We start from the raw sequence: 22,577 nt of genomic DNA on the forward strand, positions 1-22,577 counted from the left end.
AGTCTGTCGCAGTCATTGAAGGTCCTCTCGAGATTCGGATTGTTCGGGATCGTGCGCGCACCACACCTGTCGAGGCGTAACCGCGGTGCGAGGAGGAGCGCTGGGCGTGGAGGCGGGAGTTCGAGAGAAGCGGGTCGCCGGCAGAGGTTGGATCACGCCGTCGATCTCAGCGAAGGTGCCTCGCGCAGTGAAATGGGGATCACTGGGGGCTTCGCTGAATGTGAGGACGGGAGTGACACAGGCGTCGACTGTGTCGAACAGTTTGGTCCATTCGGCGCGGGTTCGAGTGCGGAACCGCGCCGCGATTATGTCGCGGAGGTCGGGCCAATTCTCGCGGAGGCCGCGATCAGGCACCGTGGCTTCATCGAGTCCGAGAACATCGAGCATTCGTGAATAGAACTTCTGCTCGAACGCGCCCACCGCCATATATCGGCCGTCGGAGCACTTGTAGGTGTCCAGGTACGGACAACTGCCGTCGACGAGATTTTCACCCCGCTTGTCGGACCACCCTCCGCTGCCCCGCAGCGACCAATTGAATTGGGCCAGCAACGCTGCGCCGTCGGCCGCTGCAACGTCGAGAACCTGGCCGCGTCCGGAAGTGGCGCGCTCCCATAGTGCCGACAGTATGCCGACGGCGAGGAACATCGAACCACCTGCAAATCCTGCGACGAGATTGAGTGGTGGAATGGGGCGATCGTCGGGACGTCCGATTGCCTGCAGGATGCCTGTGGGTGCGAGGAAGTTGATGTCGTGACCGGCATGCGCCGACCGAGGGCCGTGCTGTCCCCATCCGGTCACACGCGCGTATACGAGTTGCGGATTGCGGACGAGGACGACGTCGGGCCCTAACCCGAGTCTCTCTGCGACGCCCGGACGGAACCCTTCGACGAGCACGTCTGCGCGAGCGATGAGATCGAGTACGTCCGTCACGGACTCGGGATCGCTGAGGTCGGCAGCCACGATTGTGCGCCCCCGTCGGATCTGGTCGTCGGCACTTCGCGGCAGGCCCGGTCGCTGCACACAGACAACGTCCGCGCCGAGGTCGGACAGCACCATCGCTGCGTATCCGCTGGGTCCTGCGTTGGCCAACTCCACGACCCGCAGGCCGGAGAGAGGGCCACGCATATCACGTGCAGGCGCAGGAGATGATTCGTCGAAGGCGCTTGTATCTGCGGTGTATCTCACCGGCTCACCGCCAGAGCTGTTCGGGGGCAACAGGGACGCGTGGTGGGGCGAGTGGCCGGCCTGCTGGGGTGCGAGAGAACGCAGGTGCGGGGGCCGGCTGTACGACACCGTCGATCTCGGTGAAGACTCCACGGTCGATCAGATGAGGGTCCGCCGAAGCCTCTGCGAAGTCGAGAACCGGTGTGACACATGCATCGATGCCGTTGAATGCAGCTGCCCATTCGTCGCGGGTACGGCTGAGGAAGGCATCGGTGAACGCCTTGCGCATGCCCGGCCATCCCGCCGCGTCGCGTTGGGGACCGAGATCGTCGGCATCGAGGTTCAGGACCCGCACCATCTCGGCATAGAATTGCGGCTCGAGTGCCCCTACTGCAACGTAGCGGCCATCGGCGCACTCATAGGTGTCGTAGAACGGAGCCGATCCGTCGAAGATATTGGTGCCACGTTCGTCCGACCATGTGCCGGTACCCCGCATGGACCACAACAGGTGCCCGAGAAGCGGTGCGCCATTGATCATTGCGGCGTCGATGACCTGTCCGCGGCCGGAACCCTGACGTTCTACGAGTGCCGCGAGTACACCTACGACGAGGAACATCGAACCACCGCCGAAGTCACCGAACAGGTTGAGCGGCGGCACCGGACGCTCTCCGGCACGGCCCACAGCATGCAGAAGACCGGTGAGGGAAATGTAGTTGAGATCATGCCCGGCTTCGAGAGCCCGTGGCCCGGTCTGTCCCCACCCTGTCACCCGTGCATAGACCAACCGGGGGTTCCGGGAGAGAGCCTCGTCAGGCCCCAGGCCGAGACGTTCGGTTACGCCGGGCCGGAACCCCTCCACCAGAACATCGGCGCGTTCGACCAGGCCGAGGACGGTTGCGATGTCGTCCGGATCCTTCAGATCCGCTTCGACGATCGTTCGGCCGCGCAGTTGCTGATCCGCCGGGTGGTTGTCGGCGGGCAGCGCGCCGGGGCGTTGGACTCGAACGACGTCGGCGCCGAGATCCGCCAGGAGCATGGCACCGTGGGGACCCGGCCCCATCCCTGCGAGTTCCAATACGCGGATGCCGGCGAGGGGGCCGGTGCGCGGTGCTTCGGGGTCCATCACGCGTATACCTCGTGTCTGAGCGAATTAGTTCGGATCGATGTGGCGGTCAGTCGCTCGAAGGTAACGGCTTGGCCGTCTTCAGCTCGAGCGGTTGACTACCGAGTGCGGGGCTACCACTGCCGGGCTTGGTCACGAGGATCTCGACGGTGCCACCCTCGTCGTGATAGCGCTTGCCGAGAGTGCTACCGCCGGCGAAGGCGGTGTCGATCGTGAGCCCGTCGGCAACGGGATCCCCGATTTCGATCATCGGATGCCCCCCACAGGTGAGCTCGGCCGGCGGGTTGTCGGCACGCACGACGATGACTTCGGTAGTACAGACCTGGCTGCGCAGGCGTGCTCCGGTCTTCAACATGTGTTGGGTCCTTCCTGAGAATGCGGATAGGGGTCTGTTCAGACGGGGGCGACAGCTGTGCTGTCGGTGAGAATGTCTGCAATGATGTTTCGGCGCAATATCTTTCCGGTCGCGGTGGACGGGAGCTCAGGCCGGTAGACGATCACATCGGGAGTGCGTGACCCGCGTAGGCGGGCACGGACGTACTGCCGCAGTTCTTCCGGGTCGGGCTCGTCGCCCGGCTCGGGTACGACAGTGGCCGCGATAGCCTGGCCCCAATGGTCGTCGGGGATTCCGACGACCGCGACGGAGCGCACTTTCGGATGATGTATGAGGACATCCTCGATCTCCGCGGGCGCAATGTTCTCGCCGCCACGGATGATGGTGTCGTCGTTTCGCCCAACCACGAACAGGAAGCCGTCCGAATCCTGGTACGCAAGATCACGCGTCGGGAACCATCCTTTGTCGTCGAGCAGTGAACCCGTTCCCATGTACTCACCGGACACCTGCGGGCCCCGCACCCACAGTTCGCCCTGCTCCCCGACACCGACCGGGTTGTCGTCGGCATCGCGGATCACGATCTCGATGCCAGGGACCGGACGCCCGATGGAGCCGAGGCGAGCCCGGATCTCCGGATTGTCACTGGCGAGTGCGTCCCGGTGGTCGTCGGGGCCGAGCAGCGCGATCGTAGAACTGGTCTCGGTGAGGCCGTAGGCGTTGACGAATCCGACTCCCGGGAAGGCACGTAGTGCGGCTTCGAGCGTGGGGAGGGGCATGCGGGCGCCGCCGTACGACAAGGACTTCAACGTGGGGACATCCGCTTCTGCACCGTCGAGGCTGTCGACGATCATGTCCAGCATCGTGGGAACCACCATCGCCGAGGTGGCACCGGTGCTGCGCGCGACATCGAGCCAGCGCTGTGCGTCGAAATGCGGAAGGTAGATGATGCGGCGACCTGCGTAGAGGTTTGTCAGGATGGTGCCCATGCCGGCGATGTGATACGGCGGCACGCTGACGAGTGCCCCATCGGTCTCCTTCGCCGAGCCGTATTCGACGGTGCCCATGACGTAGCTGAGCAGATGACTGTGGCGTAGGACCACGCCCTTCGGCTCCGACGTCGTGCCACTGGTGAACAGCACGATGGCCGTGTCTTCGGCGTCTACGGTGGCGGACGCGGCGACCGTGACCGTTTCGGTGCGGGTGTGGAAGTCTTCGATGGTGACAATCTGACCTGCAGCACCGGCCACGGCGTCGAGATAGCGTTGTTCGACGACGACGAGGGGCCGCGACAAGCGGCCGATCAGTTGTACGAGCTGCTCGGCCGAGAGTCGATAATTCACCGGCGCAAACGGCACACCGGCGTGGGCCGACGCGAACAGCAGGGTGGGCAGATCCAATCCGGAACCTCCGAGGTACACGACGGTGTCGACGTCCGCCGACTGGATTGCCGAGCCCGCTGCCGCCACACGGTCTGCGAACTGCTGGTACGTCACAGTCGTGTCGTCGACGATGAGTGCTGGGCGGTCGGGATTACCCGACACTGCCATCTCGAGGAGGAGGGAAATACTCATTGTCCGTTCCGATCGGTCGTCGGGATCCGGCGAGGCCGGGTCAGCTCTGGTTCATCGGGATCAGGTTCTTGACGGAAGGTGGATCGTTCTCGGTGCGACCGACCTTCGCGGCCCCTCCGGGGGAACCGAGGTCGGCGAAGAAGTCCACGTTGCTCGCGACGTAGCCGTTCCAATCCTCGGGAAGGTCGTCCTCGAAGAAGATCGCCTCGACGGGGCACACGGGCTCGCATGCGCCACAATCGACACATTCGTCGGGATGGATATAGAGCATGCGCGAGCCTTCGTAGATGCAGTCGACCGGGCATTCTTCGATGCAGGCTTTGTCCATCACATCTACGCAGGGTTCGGCGATAACGTACGACACGCGGGCGATGCTCCTCGTTTCGAATTGTGACCCAGATCAAGTCACCAACTAGATTAGGTGAAGTTCTGACAGTTTGTCTACATCTGACCCCGGCGGTCTATGTGATCGTGTTCCGCGCGCCGGATGCCGCGCGGGAGCGGGTGATTTGCACTCAGAAAGTCGAGTTGGGTTCGAATCCGAACACCACCCTGTTGCTAGCCTCGTAGTTTCGATACGCTGCGATCTGACAAGTTAGTCATTAGTTCCGGCCGGTTCTACCAGGCCGCCGCGGCGCCCCGGCCCGCTCGATCGAAAGGTACAGCGCCATGGCATTGGCGATCTCCGAGGACCACCAGGAACTGGCGGCCGTCGCGGCGGCCCACCTTGCACGGCACAAGGCCCGAGCAGCCGCTCGCGACACCTTGGACGGCGCGGTGGACACAACCACCTTGTGGTCTTCGACCGCAGAACTCGGCTGGCTCGGATTACACGTACCCGAGGAATTCGGAGGATCCGGCTTCGGCCTGTCCGAACTCGCCGTCGTCCTCGAAGCAGTCGGACGCGAACTGGCTCCTATCCCGATCTTGCCTACCGTGACCGCCGCGGCGATCCTCGCCCACTCGGATTCTCACGAGTTGCGATCCACCCTCTTGCCCGGACTTACCGACGGTTCCTCGATCGGTGCGGTCGGGATCTCGCCCGGCCTGCGACTGGACTCGACCGGATCTCTCACCGGCGAGAGCCGCGCAGTTCTCGGCGCACCGGACGCGGACATCCTGCTCCTGGTGGCGGGCGATGACGTAGTAATCTTGGACAAGGACTCGACCGGCCTGACCGTCACTTCTCTCGGCGGTCTCGACACCACCCGAAGCATCGGGACCGTTGCCGCACAAGGTGTCGCTGTGCCTGCAGGACGCGTGCTGCGAGGAGCAGCTGCCGCGGCCGTTTCCCTATATCGCGTCCTCACGGCCGCCGAAGCTGTCGGAAGTGCCTCCACATGCCTCGAGACCGCAACCGAGTACGTCAAGACCCGTGAGCAGTTCGGCCGGCCGGTCGGAACCTTCCAGGCGGTCAAGCACCACCTCTCGAACATGCTCATCGACATCGAACTCGCCGTCGCCGCAACGTGGGACGCGGCACGGTCCATTGATCTCGACAGGGTCGGCTTCGCCGCCGCGGTGGCCGCAGCCAACGCCACTCGCGCCCAGGTCAACGCTGCGCGACTGAACATCCAGTTACACGGCGGCATCGGGTTCACCTGGGAGCACGACGCACACCTGTACCTGCGCCGAGCCGATACGGTGGCTGCGTTGCTCAACGACGGGCGTCGTCCCCTCAGCGATCTCGTGGCGGAGTATCGTGCTGGGCAGGCGCACGGAGCCGAGCTCGAACTACCCCCCGAAGCCGAAGAATTCCGGGAGCAGGCCCGCGCAGCAGCGCAACACCTCGCAACGCTGTCCGAGGCCGAACGACGGGACTATCTCGTCGACAGCGGCTATCTGGTACCTCACTGGCACAAGCCCTGGGGCCGGGAAGCGGGAGCCATCGAACAACTGGTCATCGAGCAGGAGTTCGAGGGTGTCGACCTCCCCGAGTTGGGCATCGCCGGCTGGGTGACTCTGACTCTGTCCCAGGTCGGTTCGGAAGAACAGAAGAAGCGCTGGGTAGATCCGGTACTGCGGGGAACGAGCAGCTGGTGCCAGTTGTTCAGCGAGCCGGGTGCAGGTTCGGATGCAGCCGCCGTGCGAACGTCCGCCACACGCGTCGACGGAGGCTGGCGCGTCAACGGCCAGAAAGTCTGGACAAGCGCTGCAATCGGGTGTCAGTGGGGCTTGGCAACGGTGCGCACCGACCCCGACGCCCCCAAACACGCGGGCGTCACCATGATGGCAATCGACCTCACCTCACCGAAGGTCGAGATTCGTCCACTCCGTGAAATCACGGGCGACGCACTGTTCAACGAAGTGTTCTTCGACGACGTCTTCGTTCCCGACTCCGATGTGGTCGGAGGAGTGGGCGAGGGATGGAAGGTCGCCCGCGCCACGCTGGGCAACGAGCGGGTATCGATCGGTGGCGGCTCGGGCTCGATTCCGTTCACAGGCGCCGAGCTGGTAAAGCTTCTCGACAGTGCCGTCGATGCCGATACGGGTGTCGAACGTGAAGTCGGCGCGGTGCTGGCCGAGGAGCACACCCTCAGGCTTCTCAACATGCGTCAAGCGGTCCGTGCAATCATCGGCGCGGGCCCCGGCCCCGAAGCCAACGTCACGAAACTGGTGAGAGCCGAGCACTCGCAGCGCATCACTAACCTGGGGCTCACGCTTGCAGGAACCGCGGCGGTCACCGGCCAGGAACCCGACATCACCTATCCGTACCTGTTCTCCCGGTGCCTGACCATCGCAGGAGGAACCTCCGAAATCATGCGTAATACCATCGCAGAGCGGATCATCGGCTTGCCCCGCGACCCACTGGTTCGCTGAATCACATGCGAGTACAGGAGGATCAACGATGACCGATCTGCCATTGACGGGAGTCACCGTCGTCAGTCTCGAGCAGGCGGTGGCAGCTCCGTACGCAACCCGCCAGCTCGCTGACCTTGGGGCGCGCGTGATCAAGGTCGAGCGACCGGACGGCGGTGACTTCGCGCGAGGCTACGACGAAACGGTGTACGGGCAGTCCAGCTACTTCGTGTGGCTCAACCGATCGAAGGAGTCGATCACTCTCGACCTGAAGTCTACGGAGGGATTGGCGGTACTTCGGGAATTGGTCGGTCGCGCCGACGTGTTCGTGCAGAATCTTGGGCCTGGTGCAACCGAGCGGATGGGCTTCGGCGCGGATGCGCTGACGGAAGCGCATCCGGGGTTGGTCGTGTGTGAGATATCCGGTTACGGCGCGGATGGGCCGTGGCGGACTCGCAAGGCATACGATCTCCTCGTCCAGGCAGAGGCGGGTCTGCTGGCGATCACTGGATCTCCGGGAGATGTTGCAAAGGCCGGTATTTCGGTGGCAGACATCGCCGCCGGTAGTTTCGCGTACTCGGGGGTTCTTGCCGCTCTGCTCGCTCGCGCGACCACGGGTCGAGGCCGTGCTGTGCGGGTGTCACTGTTCGAAGCACTGACGGAGTGGATGGGGTCACCCGCCTACTACGCGGCCTATGGAGGACGTAGTCCACAGCGCACCGGTGCTCGTCATGCCACGATTGCTCCGTACGGTCCGTTCACTGCGGGGGATGGCCGCGCGGTGCTCTTGGCAGTGCAGAACCAACGCGAGTGGGGTCGATTGTGTACTGACGTACTCGATCGTGCCGACTTGGTCGAAGACCCGCGTTTCGCACGCAATTCCGATCGGGTCGAGAACCGTGACGAACTCGAGAAGATCATTGCCGATTCCGTGCAGCACCACACCGCGGACGAACTTGCGCAACAACTCGATACGGCATCCATCGCCAACGCACGGATGAATAGCATGAGCCAGTTGTGGGAGCATCCGGTGCTCGTAGAACGTGAACGGTGGCGGGACGTGGCTACTCCCGGTGGACAAATACGTGCACTGCGTCCACCGGCCGACCTCGATGGGCTCGAGCCCCGCATGGACGCTGTGCCGTCGCTCGGCGAACACACCGACGCGATCCTGGTCGAACTGGGCCGGAGCCCGGTTGACATCGAATATCTTCGGTCCGCCGGCAGCGTGTGACAAAGCCGTCCAGCCTCCGATGGGTTCATACGTCGGGGTCGTTTCGTATCCATTCCTCCGGAAAGGTGGTCCAAATGATCTTGTCGCCACCCGAGAAGGAATCGGCACGGGTCTGAGTCGCGATCTGCGTTCATTGCTGTGTCCGCTGCATGTGACCGATCGAAAAGTGATGAGAAGACAAGTCGTGCAACGGATTCTTATGCAGATCTGGTTGCTGCCGGTCGCAGACCATCGCGATCCCTTACACCTCGGTCCGAGCGCGATACTCAGCCGTTCAGGCTAGCTCGGGCGCTGTCGATAGCCATAGGTGCGGAGGTGATCGACGACGGCACCGTGCGGATCTTTGCACTGACCTATGTGATCGACCGGGAGGGCATCAACGAGTAGCTGCTCAACCGGGCACATACGCTTACAACACAACCACCTTCTCCGGGCTTCCCGGGGCCTTCGCTCGAGACGGAGTTGGACACTCACGATCCCGAACCAGCACGGCTGTTGCTGGCCGAAGCGGAGTCCTCCGGACTGAGCGTCGACATCATGCACGCGTGACACCGGGTCCTCGTCGTTGCTCGGACCATATGCGGACACCCCTTGGTATCCGGTGAGGTGCCCGAAGACTTTCGGCAGAAGCCCACCGATTCGTTGAATCCCGCCACCAGCCACGAAGAACGATCGATTCTCGTACAGCAGGCGTCGGACCGAGCCTGCGCGAAACTATCGGACGTCCCTATGTGTTCAGCGGCAGCCATGGTGCTCATCAACTCGGACGTCACCGGATCAGAAACGATGGCCCAGCTGAATCCAGGGTATCGACGATCCTCGATACCTGGGAAGGTGAAGTGACACCGGATCGGGAGCGATGCGCCCTATTGCCATTGCCTATCGGTTCCGTCCCGACCCCCAGTCCCGTGCCACCTCGGCAAATGCGGATGTCGCCAAGGTAGGCAGACCCGGTCGTGTGACGATGCCGACCTCGCTGGTTTCCGTGGGGACCAGTCGCTTCTGCACTACGCCGGGGACGATGATCTCCGATGCTTGGGAGGCGAGGAACGCAGCTACCCCGGACCGAACCAACTTGATCGACATCCACCGATTCTCGTTCTCCAGCACTGCATTCACCGTGATACCGATTTGAGCAGAGAACCGGTCGAGTCTACGCCTCGAAGCCGAGCCGGCCGGAGGCACGATCAGAGGTACATCCGACAGATCCTCCCACGGCAGGTCGGTTCGGTCTGGCTCGCTGTCACACGATTGCGGAAGCAGCAGGACAAGCGTTTCGGCGGCAATTGCTTCGATATCCACTCCTGCTGGAGCCTCGTCGATTCGGGCCAATCCGACGTCGCACACGCCGGTTTCGACGAGGTCGAAGACGTCTGCGTCGTCGCGTGGAGCCCAGATCTGCAGCCGGATCCCAGGATAGCGACGCGTAAAGTCGGAGATAATGTCCTCCGTGGGTACCGAGATCGTTTGCGAATAAACCAGCCGGAGGCGTCCAAGGGTAGTTCCCCGGATACCGGATACCGATTCGTCGAACAGATCGAAATCCTGCAGAATGCGGCGGCCCGGCTCGAGCAGCGTCTCACCGTCCGAGGTCAGGGTGACCCCGTATCGTGTCCGATGAAACAGCCGCAGCCCGATCTCCGCCTCGAGCTTGGCGATCGAATGGGACAGCGACGACTGCGTGACGTGGAGGACGGCCGCCGCCTTGGTGAAGGATCGATGCTCAGCAACAGCCACCAGACTTCGCACCTGTTGAAGTTCCACGCGGTCAGTGTAGGCGCTACCGACTTCACGGAGACAGACTCAGGGGGCGCCGGCGGTGCCCGCCGACACCCCCGGCGAGCGCGCTAGCGAAGTTCTGTCAGGCAGGAACCCCGATGGACTTGGTCTCCAAAAATTCCTCGAATCCTTCGACTCCGTGCTCGCGACCGAGTCCGCTCTGCCGGTATCCTCCGAACGGTACGTCGTCGCCCATGAAGGCCGCTCCGTTGACCGCAATCGTACCGGCCCGGATACGACGAGCGATATCGACCGCATGGGCCACGTCGGCACCGAATACGGAACCGGACAGGCCGTACAAGGAGTTGTTGGCGATTTCGACTGCCTCCTCCTCAGTGTCATATGGAATCGCGACAAGGACCGGACCGAAAATCTCCTCCTGCGCGATCCGGGCGCCGGGGTCGACGTCGGCGATCAACATCGGGTTGAGGAAGAAGCCGCGCTCGTAACGATCCGAACGCCCGCCACCGACCATCACCCGTCCCTCGGTACGGCCAAGTTCCATGTACGACAGCACCCGTTCGAACTGGGTTCGGCTGATAACCGGGCCGATCAACGTCGCCGGATCCGTTGGGTCACCGGGCACCAGGTTCTCCATGACCGTCCTTGCCAATTGCAGCCCTTCCGCGTAGCGAGAGCGCGGCAACAACAGACGTGTGGTCAGTGCACAGCCTTGCCCCGCGTGCGAGCACACCGAGCCTGCGATGTAGGGTATCGCGGCCTGTAGGTCGGCGTCCGGCAACACAATTGCCGCAGACTTGCCGCCGAGTTCGAGGAGCGTCCGCTTGACCGTCGGTGCGACTGCAGTGAGAATGCGCCGACCTGTCGCTGTGGACCCGGTGAAAGTTACGACGTCGACTCGTGGATCGGTCGTCAGAGCTTCACCGACGGCATTGTCGGACGAGGTGACGATGTTGAGTACGCCGGCCGGCATGTCGGTGTACTCAACCGCGAGTTTGCCGATCATTGTCGCCGACCAGGGCGTGTCCGGTGCAGGCTTGAGGACCACGGTGCAGCCTGCTGCGAGAGCCGGCGCAATCTTGGTCATGTTCAGATAGAAGGGATAGTTCCACGGAGTGATGGCTGCCACCACGCCCGCGGGTTCTTTCCGCATGAGCGGGCGCGTCTCGGTGCCCAATGATGAACGTGTCGGAAAGTGCCGTTCGTACTCGTACGTGCTCGCGAGATCTGCTGCCCAGCGTAGTGCCGAGATGCCGGGACCGATCTGCATTCGGTCGTGCAGCGCAACAGGGGCCCCGGCCTCGGCGGTGACTACCGCGCCGAGGTCGACGGCGTGTTTCTCCAATACATCGGCCAGCTGGTGAAGGACACGCCGGCGCAGCTGCGCGTCAGTCGCCCAGTTCGTCGAGTCGAACGCACGGCGAGCGGCTCCGACTGCCGCGTCGGCGTCCTCTGCTGCCGCATCTACGGTGATACCGATGACTGCCGCGGTGGCGGGGTTGATGTTCTCAAAGACTCGCCCGGAGGCAGCGTCGACGAGCTGACCGTCGATCAGCATTCGGGACTCGCGCAATACGAGTTCCGTTTCCTCGGAATGCGTTTCCGAAATGTCGGCCAACGAACTTCCTTTCGTCGAGTCGGGCAGTGAGGTCAGAGACCGAGGTTGAGGCCGGCGCCCGCATCGATGCGAATTTCCTGACCGGTGATGTAACGGGACTCGTCGGATGCGAGGTACACGACTGTGGCCGAGATGTCGGACGGTTCGACCCATGGGGTGGGGATCGCCTGCATGCTGGCGAACCCGTCCTTGACGTCATCGAGAGTGGGATTGTCCAGGTCGTCTCTGAACATCCGGTACATCGGCGCGCTGTGCAGCATATCGGTGTTGCAGTTCGTGGGGTGGATGGTGTTCGCTCGAATTCCCTTGGCGGCGAGTAGGTGGGCGACACTTCGTATGTAATTGGGGATCATGCGTTTCGCCAGTCCGTATCCCATCCCGCCGGGCGTCGACAACCCTGCGGGCATCAATGCGGCCAGTGAACCTGTTGCGATGATCGATCCACCGTCGCCGAGGTGCGGTATAGCAGCATGAACTGTATTGACGACCCCGAGAAAGTCGACGTCGAAGGCATCGATGAAGGCCTGAACTGGCAGCCCATCTCCAAGCGGACAGATTCCGGCGTTGGCGACCACAATGTCGAGTCGGCCGAGTTTCTCTACGGCAGACGTTAATTCCCTTTCGAGGCCGATACGGTCACGCACATCGACTTTCGCAGCAACGATGCGGCGTCCCTCGGCTTCAACCAGCTTGACCGTATGCGCTAGGTCGTCCTCGGTGGCCAGTGCGTATTCATTCGTCGAGATATCGGCGCACAGGTCGAAGGCGATAATATCGGCTCCTTCTTGGGCGAGTTGCACAGCGTGGCTGCGTCCTTGGCCGCGCGCTGCACCGCTGACGAGGGCCACGTTGCCCTGAGTTCTGTTCAAGTTCATTGTTCCTATCGGTTGCGAAACACGACGAGTGAGGGATGCGCTCATGGGAACCGCTCGTCTCTCGTGACCCGGGTCGGGTTGTGGGTCCACGATGGTCGCGGTAAGTACCAACTCAAGCCTAAGTGATCGGCATCACGAACATGAAGGGGCGGGGGAGGCATTCGGCATGGTATTCGCTCACGGTGCGTATGAATACGTTTAATACCTGCGTCGATGATCTACTGCTAGCGTGGCAACGAGACTTGAAACAAGAAGGTGCGGAAGGTCAACTGTGAGAATAGGATTTGTAGGCGCCGGGCAAATGGGCGAACCGATGGTTTCACGATTGCTGGCGGCCGGGCACAAGGTGTACGTATTCGTCCGCAGGGTCGAGGTCGCCGATCGTCTGCGCAAACAGGGCGCCGTGATTGTGGCGTCGTTCGCCGATCTCGGCCGTGACTGCGACATTGTCATCTGTTGCGCATTCTCTGACGAGCAACTAACGCAGATAGCGCTGAGCCCGGGCGGAGTTGTCGCACAAATGAAGCCGGGTTCGGTATTTGTTTCGCACACTACAGGGCGGGTCGACACCCTGATGCAGATCTCGACCCTCAGGAAGGCTCGAGACGTCGCAGTCGTGGACGCTCCGATCAGTGGCACAGCAGCCGAAATCTTGGAGGGACGGCTGACAATCCTGCTCGGGGGTAGCAGCGAAGATGTGGACAAAGTCGTTCCCGTTCTCGCGAGCTATGGCGAAAATATCATTCGCACTGGGAAATTCGGATCCGCACTCGGAGTCAAGCTTGTCAACAACCTTCTCTTCGCGGCAAACCTTCAACTCGTCGCGGAAGCGGTCCGGTTGGGGACGGCGATGGAGATAGAACCGGACGTGCTCCAGCACGCGGTGACGTATTGCAGCGGGTCGAGCCAGGCCGCGGAGCGGGCGGCGTCAGCCGGGGGTATAGAGGCGTTCGGGCAGATTGCAAAGCCGTTCCTCCACAAGGATGTGTCGGTATGTCTGGAGTCGGCACGCGTTCGGGGCGTGGACCTCGGTCTACTCCGCGAAGTAGTGGCCGGGGGGATTCTCGACCTCGCTCCAGCAGACAGTTCTACGGGTTAGCTGCACTCGGCTGGGATGTGAACGGGCAAAGCCGAGAAACGCGGTCCGACGAAGAGTCGGGCCGCGTTTCTCGGTTGGGGGCCTTGTACATTTTATTTCGGCTGGAACCGCAGTGCACCGTCGATACGGATGACTTCGCCATTGAGGTAGTTGTTCTCGGCGATGTGCTGCACTAGCGCGGCGTATTCGGATGGGCTACCCATCCGATTGGGGAACGGAACGACCGCTCCCCACTTCTGGTCAGCCTCCTCGCGCTCCATCTTGAAGGCGGGCGTGAAGAAGGTACCTGGCGCGATCGCCATGACGCGAACTCCCTGCTTCGTGAGGTCACGCGCAGCAGGAAGGGTGAGCCCCACAACGCCACTCTTGGCTGCGGAGTAGGCGGTCTGACCGATCTGACCTTCGAAGGCTGCGATGCTGGCAGTGTTGATGACGACACCCCGAGCGCCATCCTCATCCGCGTGGTTCTTGGCCATTGCAGCAGCTCCAAGCCGCAGAACATTGAAGGTACCGTTGAGGAAAAGGTTTACGTACCATTGGAATTGCTCGAAGGATGCCGGTTCGCCGTCGCGGCCGACAACGCGCGCTGCCCCGGCGCTACCGCCGTGAGCGTTCACGACGATCTTGAGTGGTGCGAGTTCTGTGGCGACTGCGATGGCAGCGTTGACGCTGGCCTCGTCGAGTACATCGGTGGCGACGTAGCGGACCCGCTCGCCGAGTTCGACCTCGAGGGACTTGCCCTTCTCGTCGTTGAGGTCGGCGATGACAACAGCGGTGCCGGCGGCAACGAGCCGACGAACTGTTGCCTCGCCGAGACCACCGGCTCCGCCGGTGACGAGCGCGGACGCAGTCGTGATGTCCATAGGGTTGTGCCTTCCTATCAGCTTGGTGCAGGCGATGTTTGAATCCTACGTTCAAAATGACATAAACGTCAGAAATATTCAAGACCCTTTGTGCGCTGCTCGTGTACGTGATGAAGGATCGGGCGCAGCGATATGCCCGTTGCGGTATCCGGGGCGGGCATATCACGAAGGGCGGTGTGCTCGAAGCGTGAGTTCGGTCAGTCCTCGACGGTGGTGAAGAATCCACGCCGGATGGCGGTCAACGTGAGATCGATCGACTCGTCGAGAGTGAGCGGGGGTTCCATTTCCCGTGCTGCCTCGGGGAGGCGCACGACGATTGCACGCAGAATGAGGGCGGACAGTATGGGGTCGAACGGGTAATTACGAGGGTGGGGCGACAGTACTGTCAGCAACGACGCGTCCAAGGAAGCCTGCCCATGGGCGCCCAGTCCGTGCACAATCTTACTGTCGGCAGTTCGTTCGGTCCACGCGTCGATGGAGCCCGCGTAGTGCTCCATATACGCCACGAAGGCCTTCAGCCATTGACGTGATCCCGTATCGTCGGGGTCGGCGAAGTTGATCTTACGAAGATCCTGTGCCAGCTCGAGTGCGCAGTTCGCCGATTCGATGCACAGTGTTGTGAGTAGATCCTGCTTCTCGCTGAAGTACTTGTAAAATGTACCGCGAGCGAACCCGGCAGCATCGACGATATCGTCCACGCTCGTCCGATGGTATCCCTTCGCGCGGAACTGTTGCGCACCCGCTTCTACCAGGGCACGGACGGTGTTGGTCGCGCGTTTGGTGAGTTCATCAGTGCGATCGGCAAGGCTCAGCCCCTCGGTGGAAGGCCGGTCCGGCAGGGTGATGACGCCTGTGCCTACGGTACGCAACTTCAGGCTGTGCAGCACGGCTGCGGGAGTTTCGGGAAACAGGAACAACTGGAGAAATACCGACAGGGCGTCCACGATCGATTGCGTCTCGCGGCCGTATACCCGGTCTGTGTGGATGAAGAGGTTGACGCGGTGCACCAGCGCTGTCATCGTCATGGCCGCAAGTCGAGGTTCGATTCCCGCGAGCTTCGACTCTTCGAGCCGCCTCGAAACCCGCTCGTTGTAGTTCGCGACGAAGCGGTTGATCTCGGGCTTTACCGTCGACTCCGATGTGGCGACCACGGCCCACTGTACGAACATCGTCGAGTATTTCTCGAACACCCAACTCCACTCGCCCAACCACCAGTTCAGGTTGTCGAACCCGACCTCGGTCGGCCCCAGCGGACCGATGCGCCGAGCGACACGGAACAGGGCGCGCCCACACTCGTCCAGTAGTTCGAGGAAGATCTCGTCTTTTCCCGGAAAGTACTGATAGAGCGTGGCGCGGGACATATCTGCGGCCTTCGCGATGGCGTCCACCGACGTACCGAAGAAGCCGTGCTCTGCGAACAGCTCCAGAGAGACTTCGATGATTCGCCGACGCGTAGATGCGCCCCGTGTGCCTACTTCGGGGCTCGACGGGCCATAACTTGCGCGACGGTAGATCGGATTTTCTGACATCAGTGCACAGCCTAGGTGATCGGTGTCGTTTGCCGCGAGGGCTTGGCGCGATTGTGGTCAGTATCCTACTGGTCGGTAAGAACCAGGAAGTCTGCCGTCCCGCTGATCGCGACGCCACCGGTCTGCCGCGTGCACGTGAGTGAGACAGTAACGAGCCGCCCTCCGTCCACATCCGCTGTGGCGGTGACCTCGCCGGTACAGGAGAGGACATCGTCCGGCCACACCTGCTCGCGAAAGCGAACTCCGAACCTGCGTACGTTCTCGGCGCCGAGCCAATCGGTCGCGAAGGTCGCAAGTAGAGCCGATTGATGCATCCCCTGCGAGAACACGGATGGGTTGCCGGCAGCGCGGGCCATGTTGTCGTCGTAGTGCATCGGGTTCAGATCGCCCGATGCTCCGGAGTATCGGACGAACATTTGTCTCGTGAGAGGGCCGAACGTGCGGGGCTCGGCGGTGGTACCTACCTCGAGTTCGGTGGTGGGCGCGCTCATTTTGTTGCCTCCTTGGCTGCGGTCTCGATGAAGGTCCCGCGTGATTCCGCTACCAGTTCGCCTGCCGAGTTGTGGAACTCGGTCACGACGACGGCGAAGCGCATCTGTCCCCCTTTCTTGCCGGGCTTTTCGAACCGCTCGACCAGTCGCTCTCGGGCCAGAAGACGGTCACCTACTTTCGGAAGACCGCGATGGAAAACGAACTCCTGTTCACCGTGAAGGAGTCGCTTGCGGTCGAAACCGACGTTCACCCGGGCACCAGGAGGCGCCCACTGGTTTGCACTGATCAAGAACGTGGGCGGGATTATCGCGTCACCCCCCTGGAAGGCAGGGTTGTCGGACTGCATCGCGGCTGCGAACTCGCGGATCTTTCCGCGCTCGACGAAGACTTCCCATTCTTTGCCTGTCGTGCCCACCTGTGATGGCTCGGCGATGGGTGTGGTCATGCTGATTTCTCCTTCATGAAGTGAACTCGTCGAGATAGTGTCTGACAAGTGCCACCGCGCTCTCCGGGTAGCTGCGTGCCGTCTTCTCGTCGAGGCCGCCCTCGACGAGAAGGAGGGCGAGTCGGTTGGTGATCAGACTGAGGACGAACGCTGCGAGAATTGTGTAGTAGCGCAAGTCCGCGTCGATGTGGCCGCCGAGTTCCTGGTAGCGGCGCACGATGGCATCGTCGTCGGGTACGCCGTCCATACGGGTGAACCCGAGGGATTCGCACAGAAATCGCTCGAACATCAGCCACCACCCGAGATCGATCTCCGGGGGGCCTGTGCTTGCGGTCTCCCAGTCGAAGAGGGCGGCAACGCCTAGGTCTTCGGTGAAGGCCATATTGCCGACTCGGGCATCGCCCCACACAACCGTTTCCGCGTCGGTGTCGGGAACGGACGACGACAGCACGGTCCACGCCTCGGCCAGTACGTCTTCGCCGAGGACGAGTTCGGAGCGCCGCACTTCGTACCAATCGCGTAGACGGGCCAGATACTGCTGCAGCGCAGTGACGTTCGGCTGCTGCGCAGGGGCACGTAGGACCGCGAGAGTCTGTTCGTCGTCCACAGCATGGACCGCAACAAGGGCGCGCAGTGCGTTGTCGTACATCTGTCGACGTTGGTCTGTGTCGAGCTCGACGGTCCAGCCTCTCTTGTGCCAGCTGGGTATGTCGGATGGTACCCGGCCGTGGACACGGGTCATCAAGTAGAAGGGCGCCCCGAGTATCGACGGATCCGCCTCGGTGAGCACGATGGAGGGAGTTACGACACCTGGGTGGCCACCGAGCGCCTGCATGATCGCGGCCTGTCGCAAAGCGTCGGGTTCTGTGAACAGCTGATGGTCGGCCGACTGCATGCGCAGGACGAGTTCACGGGATTCCCGTGTGCCCTCGGCAGTGGTCCAGCTTGCGGTGAACAATACTGTCTGCCCGGAGAATCCGGCATCCGGGGCGTCGAGATGGTGGATGGCGAAGTCGCTGTGCGCGCCTGGAGCGAGCCTGCCGGGCAACCACTGTCGCAAGGTCTCGCCGAGGTGCTCCTCGTGGTGAAGCTGGGTTGCGGCGCGTGCCATCGGCTACCTTCTCTCGCTATACGGAGGCCGGGGTCTCCGCGTGTTTGAAGGAATCGGATTCCTATTTGTGACCAATACTGTCAGAATACGGGTATGAGTGATCAAAAATCCAGTCCATCCGACGCCGTGCGAGACTGCGGGTCGGTGGTCCCGTTGGGGGCGTACGCGCTGCCGGGTCGCGTCCCGGATCCGAAGCCAGGTATCGAGCAGGCGGTCGAGGCCGAGCGCCTCGGATTGAACACTCTCTGGCTGAGCGAGCGATGGGGCACCAAAGATTTCGGCGTTCTGGCAGGGGCATTCGGTCAGGTCACTTCCCGGGTCAACATCGCGGCAGGCGTGACCCACTTCCAGTCCCGCCACCCTGCGATGCTGGCATCGATGGCGATGACAGCTCAGGCGCTCACGGACGGTCGGATCGTTCTCGGTGTCGGACGATCCGTCGACGCAATGTGGGATGCGGTGGGGCTGCCACGGGCCACCAACCAGTCGATCGTTGACTCCGCCGACATCTTCCGCCGCCTCTGCCGCGGCGAGAAGGTCAAATACGACGGTCCTGCTGGTTGGTTCCCATCCCTGCGGCTCAACGATGTTCCCGATGTGCCGGTACCTCCATTGGTCTTTGCCGCCCTCGGCCCGAAGGGGCTTACTCTGGCAGGGAAGCACTTCGACGGTGTTCTACTCCATCCCTTCCTGACCCCAGAGGCGGTGCGCCGCTCGGCCGCGACCGTTCGTGCCGCTGCAAGCGAAGCTGGACGAAACCCGGCAGATGTGCGGATCTATGCGACCGTCGTGGTGGCCTCCGGCCTCGAACCGGAAGAAGAGGCTGCGGTCGTCGGCGGGCGAGCAGTGACCTACTATCAGATACCCGGTTTCGGGGAGCAGCTTGCGCGGGTCAACGAGTGGGATCCCGCGGCACTCGACGTGCTGCGGAGCCACCCGCATCTCGTCGGCCTCAAAGGTGCAGCCGACTCGGTCCGTACCCGCGACCAGCTTGTCGAGGCGTCGTCTGCACTGCCGCCCGAGTGGATCACCGGGGCGGCCGCGCTCGGATCTCCGGCAGCGTGTCATGAGACATTCGCTCGCTATCGTGAGGCAGGCGCCGACGAGTTGGTCCTGCACGGCAGTACGCCCGATCAGCTGGGCTCCGTCGTCGACGGGTTGGCGATGGCAAATAAGTGACGTGGCTGCCAGAAAATTGGATCACTGTGGCATCCGGATCGGTCCGGGCTGGATGGCCAGGCGTGATCCAGTATCCAGGAGGCCAGTCGGCGCGTTTCATTCCGAAAGCAGTGTGTCCGCTCGCTGCTGAACAGCGGTGCTGGTGCGAAGCGGACGGTTCGGTAGAAGCACGGTAGCCACGAAAGCAACGGCCGCCAGCGGAACACACCAGAGGAACAGGTCTCCGATGACGTCGGCATACAGGGTCTGAACTGCTTGGCGGACGGGCTCGGACAGTTCTGCGACATCGGGCACCGTATCCCGACCGGAACCGGCGGTCCCCGAAGTCGCGGACACACGAGTGGCGATCACGGCGCCGAGAACACCGACCGCGAGCGTCCCGGCGAGTTGGCGGAAGAATGCAGGCAATGCGGTGGCAGCACCGAGCTTCTCCGGAGGAGCGCTGTTCTGCGCAAGAATCTGCATATTCGACATCAGTATGCCGACGGCGATACCGACGCCGGCAAGATATCCACCGACCAATACGAGTGGCGTGGTACTCGTGAGGGTGGCGAGCCCGACGGTGGCCGACAGTAGAAACGCTGCCCCCACGATGACCCACGGCTTCCAGCGCCCGGTACGACTGATCACCTGACCTAGCACAGTGGAAGCAATGAAAGTCGACGCCGACATGGCCAAAATCATGCTGCCGGACGCCGAGGGACTCATGCCGCGTGCAATCTGAAAATACTGGCTCATGAAAGCCGGAACTGACAACATCGTCACTCCGAGCGAGACGCTCGTGATCACGACCCGCGAAATCGTCGGATCGGTGAAGAGTCCGAGCGGTATGAGCGGTTCGGCGACCTTGCGCTCGACGACGATCGTTGCAATCGCACACCCGAGCGAGGTCGTCACCATCGCCACGGATTGCCATGACCACCACGGAAACATGTCACCGGCGACGGATACCCAGGCCATGGCCAGACCCGCGCTCGCGGTGACAAGAACGAATCCGGCCCAGTCGATCCGCGTGGACCCGCGGGGGGAAGGTAAATCGAGCGTTCGATGTAGAAGAATCACCGATGCGACGGCGAACGGTATCCCGAGATAGAAGTTCCACCGCCAGCCCAAGCCGTCGGTGATCAAGCCACCCAGGACAGGCCCGCCCATAGTGCCGACGCCGATGACTCCGCCGACAATCCCCGCATACTTTCCGCGTTCCCGCGGACTGACCAGATCGGCGAGCAGCACGGTGCCCACCGAGATGAGTCCGCCTGCGCCGACCCCTTGTACTGCACGGAATCCGATCAGGGCTTCAGCAGTGGGAGAAAGCCCAGCACACAGTGAGGCCGCGGTGAACAATCCGATCGCGGCAAACATCAGCCGGGTATGCGAGAACAAATCGCACAGCTTGCCCCAGATCGCCAAGCTCACGGTGGTGGTGAGCAGATTCGCTGTGATGACCCAGGTGTAGGCGGTCTGCCCTGCGCCGAGCTCGTTCATCATCACGGGAAGCGATGTGAGGATTGTCGTGGAGGCTAGTGCGGAGAGAACGAGGCCGAGCAACGTCCCCACCATCGCGGTCAACATGCGTCGCCGAGGCATCTCAGTGGAATCGACGCTGTCGGGCCGGGCAGCAGAAGGCTCCTGTCGGATGCTCATGGCTGCCTTTCGGGGCATGGCGATGTGGTTGAGGGCCCCCGCGTATAGCGCGGGGGCCCTCAACCACGGTCACCGAAGTCGGGAGATCAGAGAACTGCTCCGCTGATCTTGTACTCGAGGATCTCCTCCATCGTCAAACCGAGTTCCTGCAGAACCTCATCGGTATGCTCACCATGGTCCGGCGCTCGCCGGACGTCGCCCGGCCGCTCGTTGAACTGCACCGGTGCAGACACCAGCTTGAAAGCAGTGCCGGCGGAGTCGTCGAGATCGGCAATATACGAGTTCGCTTCGACCTGGGGATCGGTGACCACTTCGCGCGGGCGCTGAACCGGTGCCCACACTCCGTTGATGTCCTTGAGCGCAATCTTCCATTCTTCGAGAGTCTTCTTTGCGAAGCCGGAGCCGATTGCAGCCACGCATTCGACGTTGTTCTCGGCGCGTTTGGCGTGACTGTCGAAACGCGGATCCGTGATCAGCTCGGGGCTCTCGAGCACAGTCATCAGTTCGGGCCAGAATCGATCCGATTCGAGCATCACGATGCTGATGTGGCGTCCATCCTTGGTCCCGTACGTGTTGACCAAGGGGTTCGCTGCCTGGTCGGGCGTCTTCTTTGGGTACCCATCCAGGTTGAACGCGTGCGCACCGGCGATCGTCGGACCCATTGCCCAGGCACCGAGCGCCAGCAACGAGCTGTCGACGACCGTTGCCTCGCCGGTTCGCTCGCGGTGGAACAATGCGGATGAGATCGCGCCCGCGATAGTGAGCCCGCCGAGCACGTCTCCGAAGGCGGGGCCGGGCATGTTGACTGGATATCCTAGTGACTCGGGGCTGACGTTGTCGGCCGCGCCGCTGCGTGACCAGAACGAGGACATGTCGTAGCCCCCACGCTCGGCTTCGGGGCCGGCCTGTCCGGCTGCCGAGCCGCGGACATAGATGATCTTGTCATTGTGGGCTCGGACATCCTCGACATCGATGCCGAGTTTCTTGCGCGCGGAGGGACGGAAGTTCGTGAGGAAGACGTCCGCTGTTTCCACAAGTTTCATGAGCAGTTCGCGTCCTTCCTGGGATTTGAGATCCAGTGCGACACTGCGCTTACCACGATTCGGAAGCTCGAACATGTGATTGACCGCGCCTGCGGGAATCAGGCCGGAAGTCACCAGGCCGCGCTGTGGATCGCCCGACTCGGGGTGCTCGATCTTGAGAACGTCGGCACCCCATTCGGTGAGGATGGCGCCAGCCACCGGGACGTACGTCCAAGCGGCCACCTCGACGACTCTGATTCCACTCATCACACCGACCACGACGTGGGTCCTTTCTGGGGTTCGACTGTCATGGTGCGGGCGCGGGTGCGGGATCGATTGATCCGGCCGGCGTTCCTTCACCATGAAAAAGAAGAGGGGCTCTGAAATCTGACTCAGTGTACATAAAATTATTGCAGGTGTGTGGTGGCTATCACAAGCCCCCTTGGCGCCTGCCGTTGCAGCTCTCCGTGGGAGCTTCAGTAGGTCACCCCCGGCGGCGCGGGAGATTTCCGCCCGCAAGCCTCACGTTCCCTTCGGTGTTTACCGAACATCACTGTCAGAGTGATCCGTGATCTTCTGCTCGATGCGGCCCTCGGGCCGTGCCTTGTGCGGAACTGCAGCGCTTCCCGCAATTGGTGAGGTGCCTGCCTTGGCGAAGGCTTCCTGTCGACTCGGCATGGGAAGGCGCAAAGCAGTGAGCGGATCGCACTTTATGCAGGTTGAGATGCTTGAGCG

19 protein-coding genes are annotated in these 22,577 nt (G+C 62.4%); 4 read left to right on the forward strand and 15 right to left on the reverse strand.

The annotated features are described in order from the left end of the window. Positions 1 to 12 precede the first annotated feature (12 nt). The 5 genes from EV641_RS12550 to fdxA all read right to left on the reverse strand — a co-directional run bounded on the left by EV641_RS12550 (position 13) and on the right by fdxA (position 4,556). Positions 13 to 1,125, reverse strand: a complete 1,113-nt coding sequence (locus EV641_RS12550) for a CaiB/BaiF CoA-transferase family protein (RefSeq protein ID WP_132472058.1) — start codon at positions 1,123 to 1,125, stop codon at positions 13 to 15. A gap of 64 nt (positions 1,126 to 1,189) precedes the next feature. Then, positions 1,190 to 2,287, reverse strand: a complete 1,098-nt coding sequence (locus EV641_RS12555; RefSeq protein ID WP_132472169.1) for a CaiB/BaiF CoA-transferase family protein — start codon at positions 2,285 to 2,287, stop codon at positions 1,190 to 1,192. Between the two features lie 49 nt (positions 2,288 to 2,336). Continuing rightward, positions 2,337 to 2,642, reverse strand: a complete 306-nt coding sequence (locus tag EV641_RS12560; protein WP_132472059.1) for a hypothetical protein — start codon at positions 2,640 to 2,642, stop codon at positions 2,337 to 2,339. Between the two features lie 38 nt (positions 2,643 to 2,680). After that, entirely contained in the window at positions 2,681 to 4,192 is a 1,512-nt protein-coding gene (locus tag EV641_RS12565) for an AMP-binding protein (protein WP_132472060.1), read from the reverse strand. Between the two features lie 40 nt (positions 4,193 to 4,232). Continuing rightward, on the reverse strand, positions 4,233 to 4,556 hold the full coding sequence (gene fdxA / locus EV641_RS12570) for a ferredoxin (RefSeq protein WP_199233231.1): 324 nt from the start codon (positions 4,554 to 4,556) through the stop codon (positions 4,233 to 4,235). 305 nt (positions 4,557 to 4,861) lie between these two features. Here fdxA and EV641_RS12575 point away from each other — a divergent pair, with 305 nt between their 5' ends. Next, the gene (locus EV641_RS12575) at positions 4,862 to 7,012 is read left to right on the forward strand and encodes an acyl-CoA dehydrogenase (RefSeq protein WP_132472061.1); all 2,151 of its coding nucleotides are present in this window, start codon (positions 4,862 to 4,864) and stop codon (positions 7,010 to 7,012) included. Between the two features lie 28 nt (positions 7,013 to 7,040). After that, a complete protein-coding gene (locus EV641_RS12580) occupies positions 7,041 to 8,225 on the forward strand; it encodes a CaiB/BaiF CoA-transferase family protein (protein WP_132472062.1) in 1,185 nt (394 codons plus the stop codon). An 879-nt stretch (positions 8,226 to 9,104) separates the two neighbouring features. Here the strand turns inward: EV641_RS12580 and EV641_RS12585 are convergent. From EV641_RS12585 to EV641_RS12595, 3 genes are all read right to left on the reverse strand, one after another. After that, positions 9,105 to 9,989, reverse strand: a complete 885-nt coding sequence (locus EV641_RS12585; protein ID WP_132472063.1) for a LysR family transcriptional regulator — start codon at positions 9,987 to 9,989, stop codon at positions 9,105 to 9,107. 97 nt (positions 9,990 to 10,086) lie between these two features. Then, a complete protein-coding gene (locus EV641_RS12590; protein ID WP_132472171.1) occupies positions 10,087 to 11,523 on the reverse strand; it encodes an aldehyde dehydrogenase family protein in 1,437 nt (478 codons plus the stop codon). A 92-nt stretch (positions 11,524 to 11,615) separates the two neighbouring features. Then, positions 11,616 to 12,452: a mycofactocin-coupled SDR family oxidoreductase gene (locus EV641_RS12595; RefSeq protein WP_132472172.1), complete on the reverse strand. Its 837-nt coding sequence runs from the start codon at positions 12,450 to 12,452 to the stop codon at positions 11,616 to 11,618. A 277-nt stretch (positions 12,453 to 12,729) separates the two neighbouring features. Between EV641_RS12595 and EV641_RS12600 the strand changes: the two genes are divergently transcribed. Continuing rightward, positions 12,730 to 13,557, forward strand: coding sequence for an NAD(P)-dependent oxidoreductase (locus EV641_RS12600; protein WP_277874498.1), 828 nt, complete (start codon positions 12,730 to 12,732; stop codon positions 13,555 to 13,557). 92 nt (positions 13,558 to 13,649) lie between these two features. Here EV641_RS12600 and EV641_RS12605 read toward each other — a convergent pair whose 3' ends face one another. The 5 genes from EV641_RS12605 to EV641_RS12625 all read right to left on the reverse strand — a co-directional run bounded on the left by EV641_RS12605 (position 13,650) and on the right by EV641_RS12625 (position 17,997). Next, positions 13,650 to 14,420 carry an SDR family NAD(P)-dependent oxidoreductase gene (locus tag EV641_RS12605; protein WP_132472065.1) on the reverse strand — a complete coding sequence of 257 codons (771 nt, stop codon included), beginning with the start codon at positions 14,418 to 14,420 and terminating at the stop codon, positions 13,650 to 13,652. Between the two features lie 197 nt (positions 14,421 to 14,617). Continuing rightward, positions 14,618 to 15,949: a TetR/AcrR family transcriptional regulator gene (locus EV641_RS12610; protein WP_132472066.1), complete on the reverse strand. Its 1,332-nt coding sequence runs from the start codon at positions 15,947 to 15,949 to the stop codon at positions 14,618 to 14,620. Between the two features lie 65 nt (positions 15,950 to 16,014). Next, a complete protein-coding gene (locus tag EV641_RS12615) occupies positions 16,015 to 16,440 on the reverse strand; it encodes a MaoC/PaaZ C-terminal domain-containing protein (RefSeq protein ID WP_132472067.1) in 426 nt (141 codons plus the stop codon). Continuing rightward, positions 16,437 to 16,886 (reverse strand): MaoC family dehydratase N-terminal domain-containing protein, encoded by a 450-nt coding sequence (locus EV641_RS12620; RefSeq protein WP_132472068.1) that lies wholly within the window; start codon positions 16,884 to 16,886, stop codon positions 16,437 to 16,439. Before EV641_RS12620 ends, EV641_RS12615 begins: the two co-directional genes overlap by 4 nt. Positions 16,887 to 16,899: 13 nt before the next feature. Next, positions 16,900 to 17,997 (reverse strand): phosphotransferase family protein, encoded by a 1,098-nt coding sequence (locus tag EV641_RS12625; protein WP_132472069.1) that lies wholly within the window; start codon positions 17,995 to 17,997, stop codon positions 16,900 to 16,902. Between the two features lie 93 nt (positions 17,998 to 18,090). Here EV641_RS12625 and EV641_RS12630 point away from each other — a divergent pair, with 93 nt between their 5' ends. Then, on the forward strand, positions 18,091 to 19,176 hold the full coding sequence (locus tag EV641_RS12630; protein ID WP_132472070.1) for a TIGR03857 family LLM class F420-dependent oxidoreductase: 1,086 nt from the start codon (positions 18,091 to 18,093) through the stop codon (positions 19,174 to 19,176). 96 nt (positions 19,177 to 19,272) lie between these two features. On the opposite strand, the gene EV641_RS12635 is transcribed toward EV641_RS12630, so the two are convergent. Together EV641_RS12635 and EV641_RS12640 are read right to left on the reverse strand one after the other, a co-directional pair. Further along, positions 19,273 to 20,820 carry an MFS transporter gene (locus tag EV641_RS12635; RefSeq protein ID WP_241997150.1) on the reverse strand — a complete coding sequence of 516 codons (1,548 nt, stop codon included), beginning with the start codon at positions 20,818 to 20,820 and terminating at the stop codon, positions 19,273 to 19,275. An 86-nt stretch (positions 20,821 to 20,906) separates the two neighbouring features. After that, positions 20,907 to 22,109: a CoA transferase gene (locus tag EV641_RS12640; RefSeq protein ID WP_132472071.1), complete on the reverse strand. Its 1,203-nt coding sequence runs from the start codon at positions 22,107 to 22,109 to the stop codon at positions 20,907 to 20,909. Positions 22,110 to 22,577 lie beyond the last annotated feature (468 nt).

Source organism: Rhodococcus sp. SMB37 (assembly GCF_004345605.1).
GTDB lineage: Bacteria > Actinomycetota > Actinomycetes > Mycobacteriales > Mycobacteriaceae > Rhodococcus.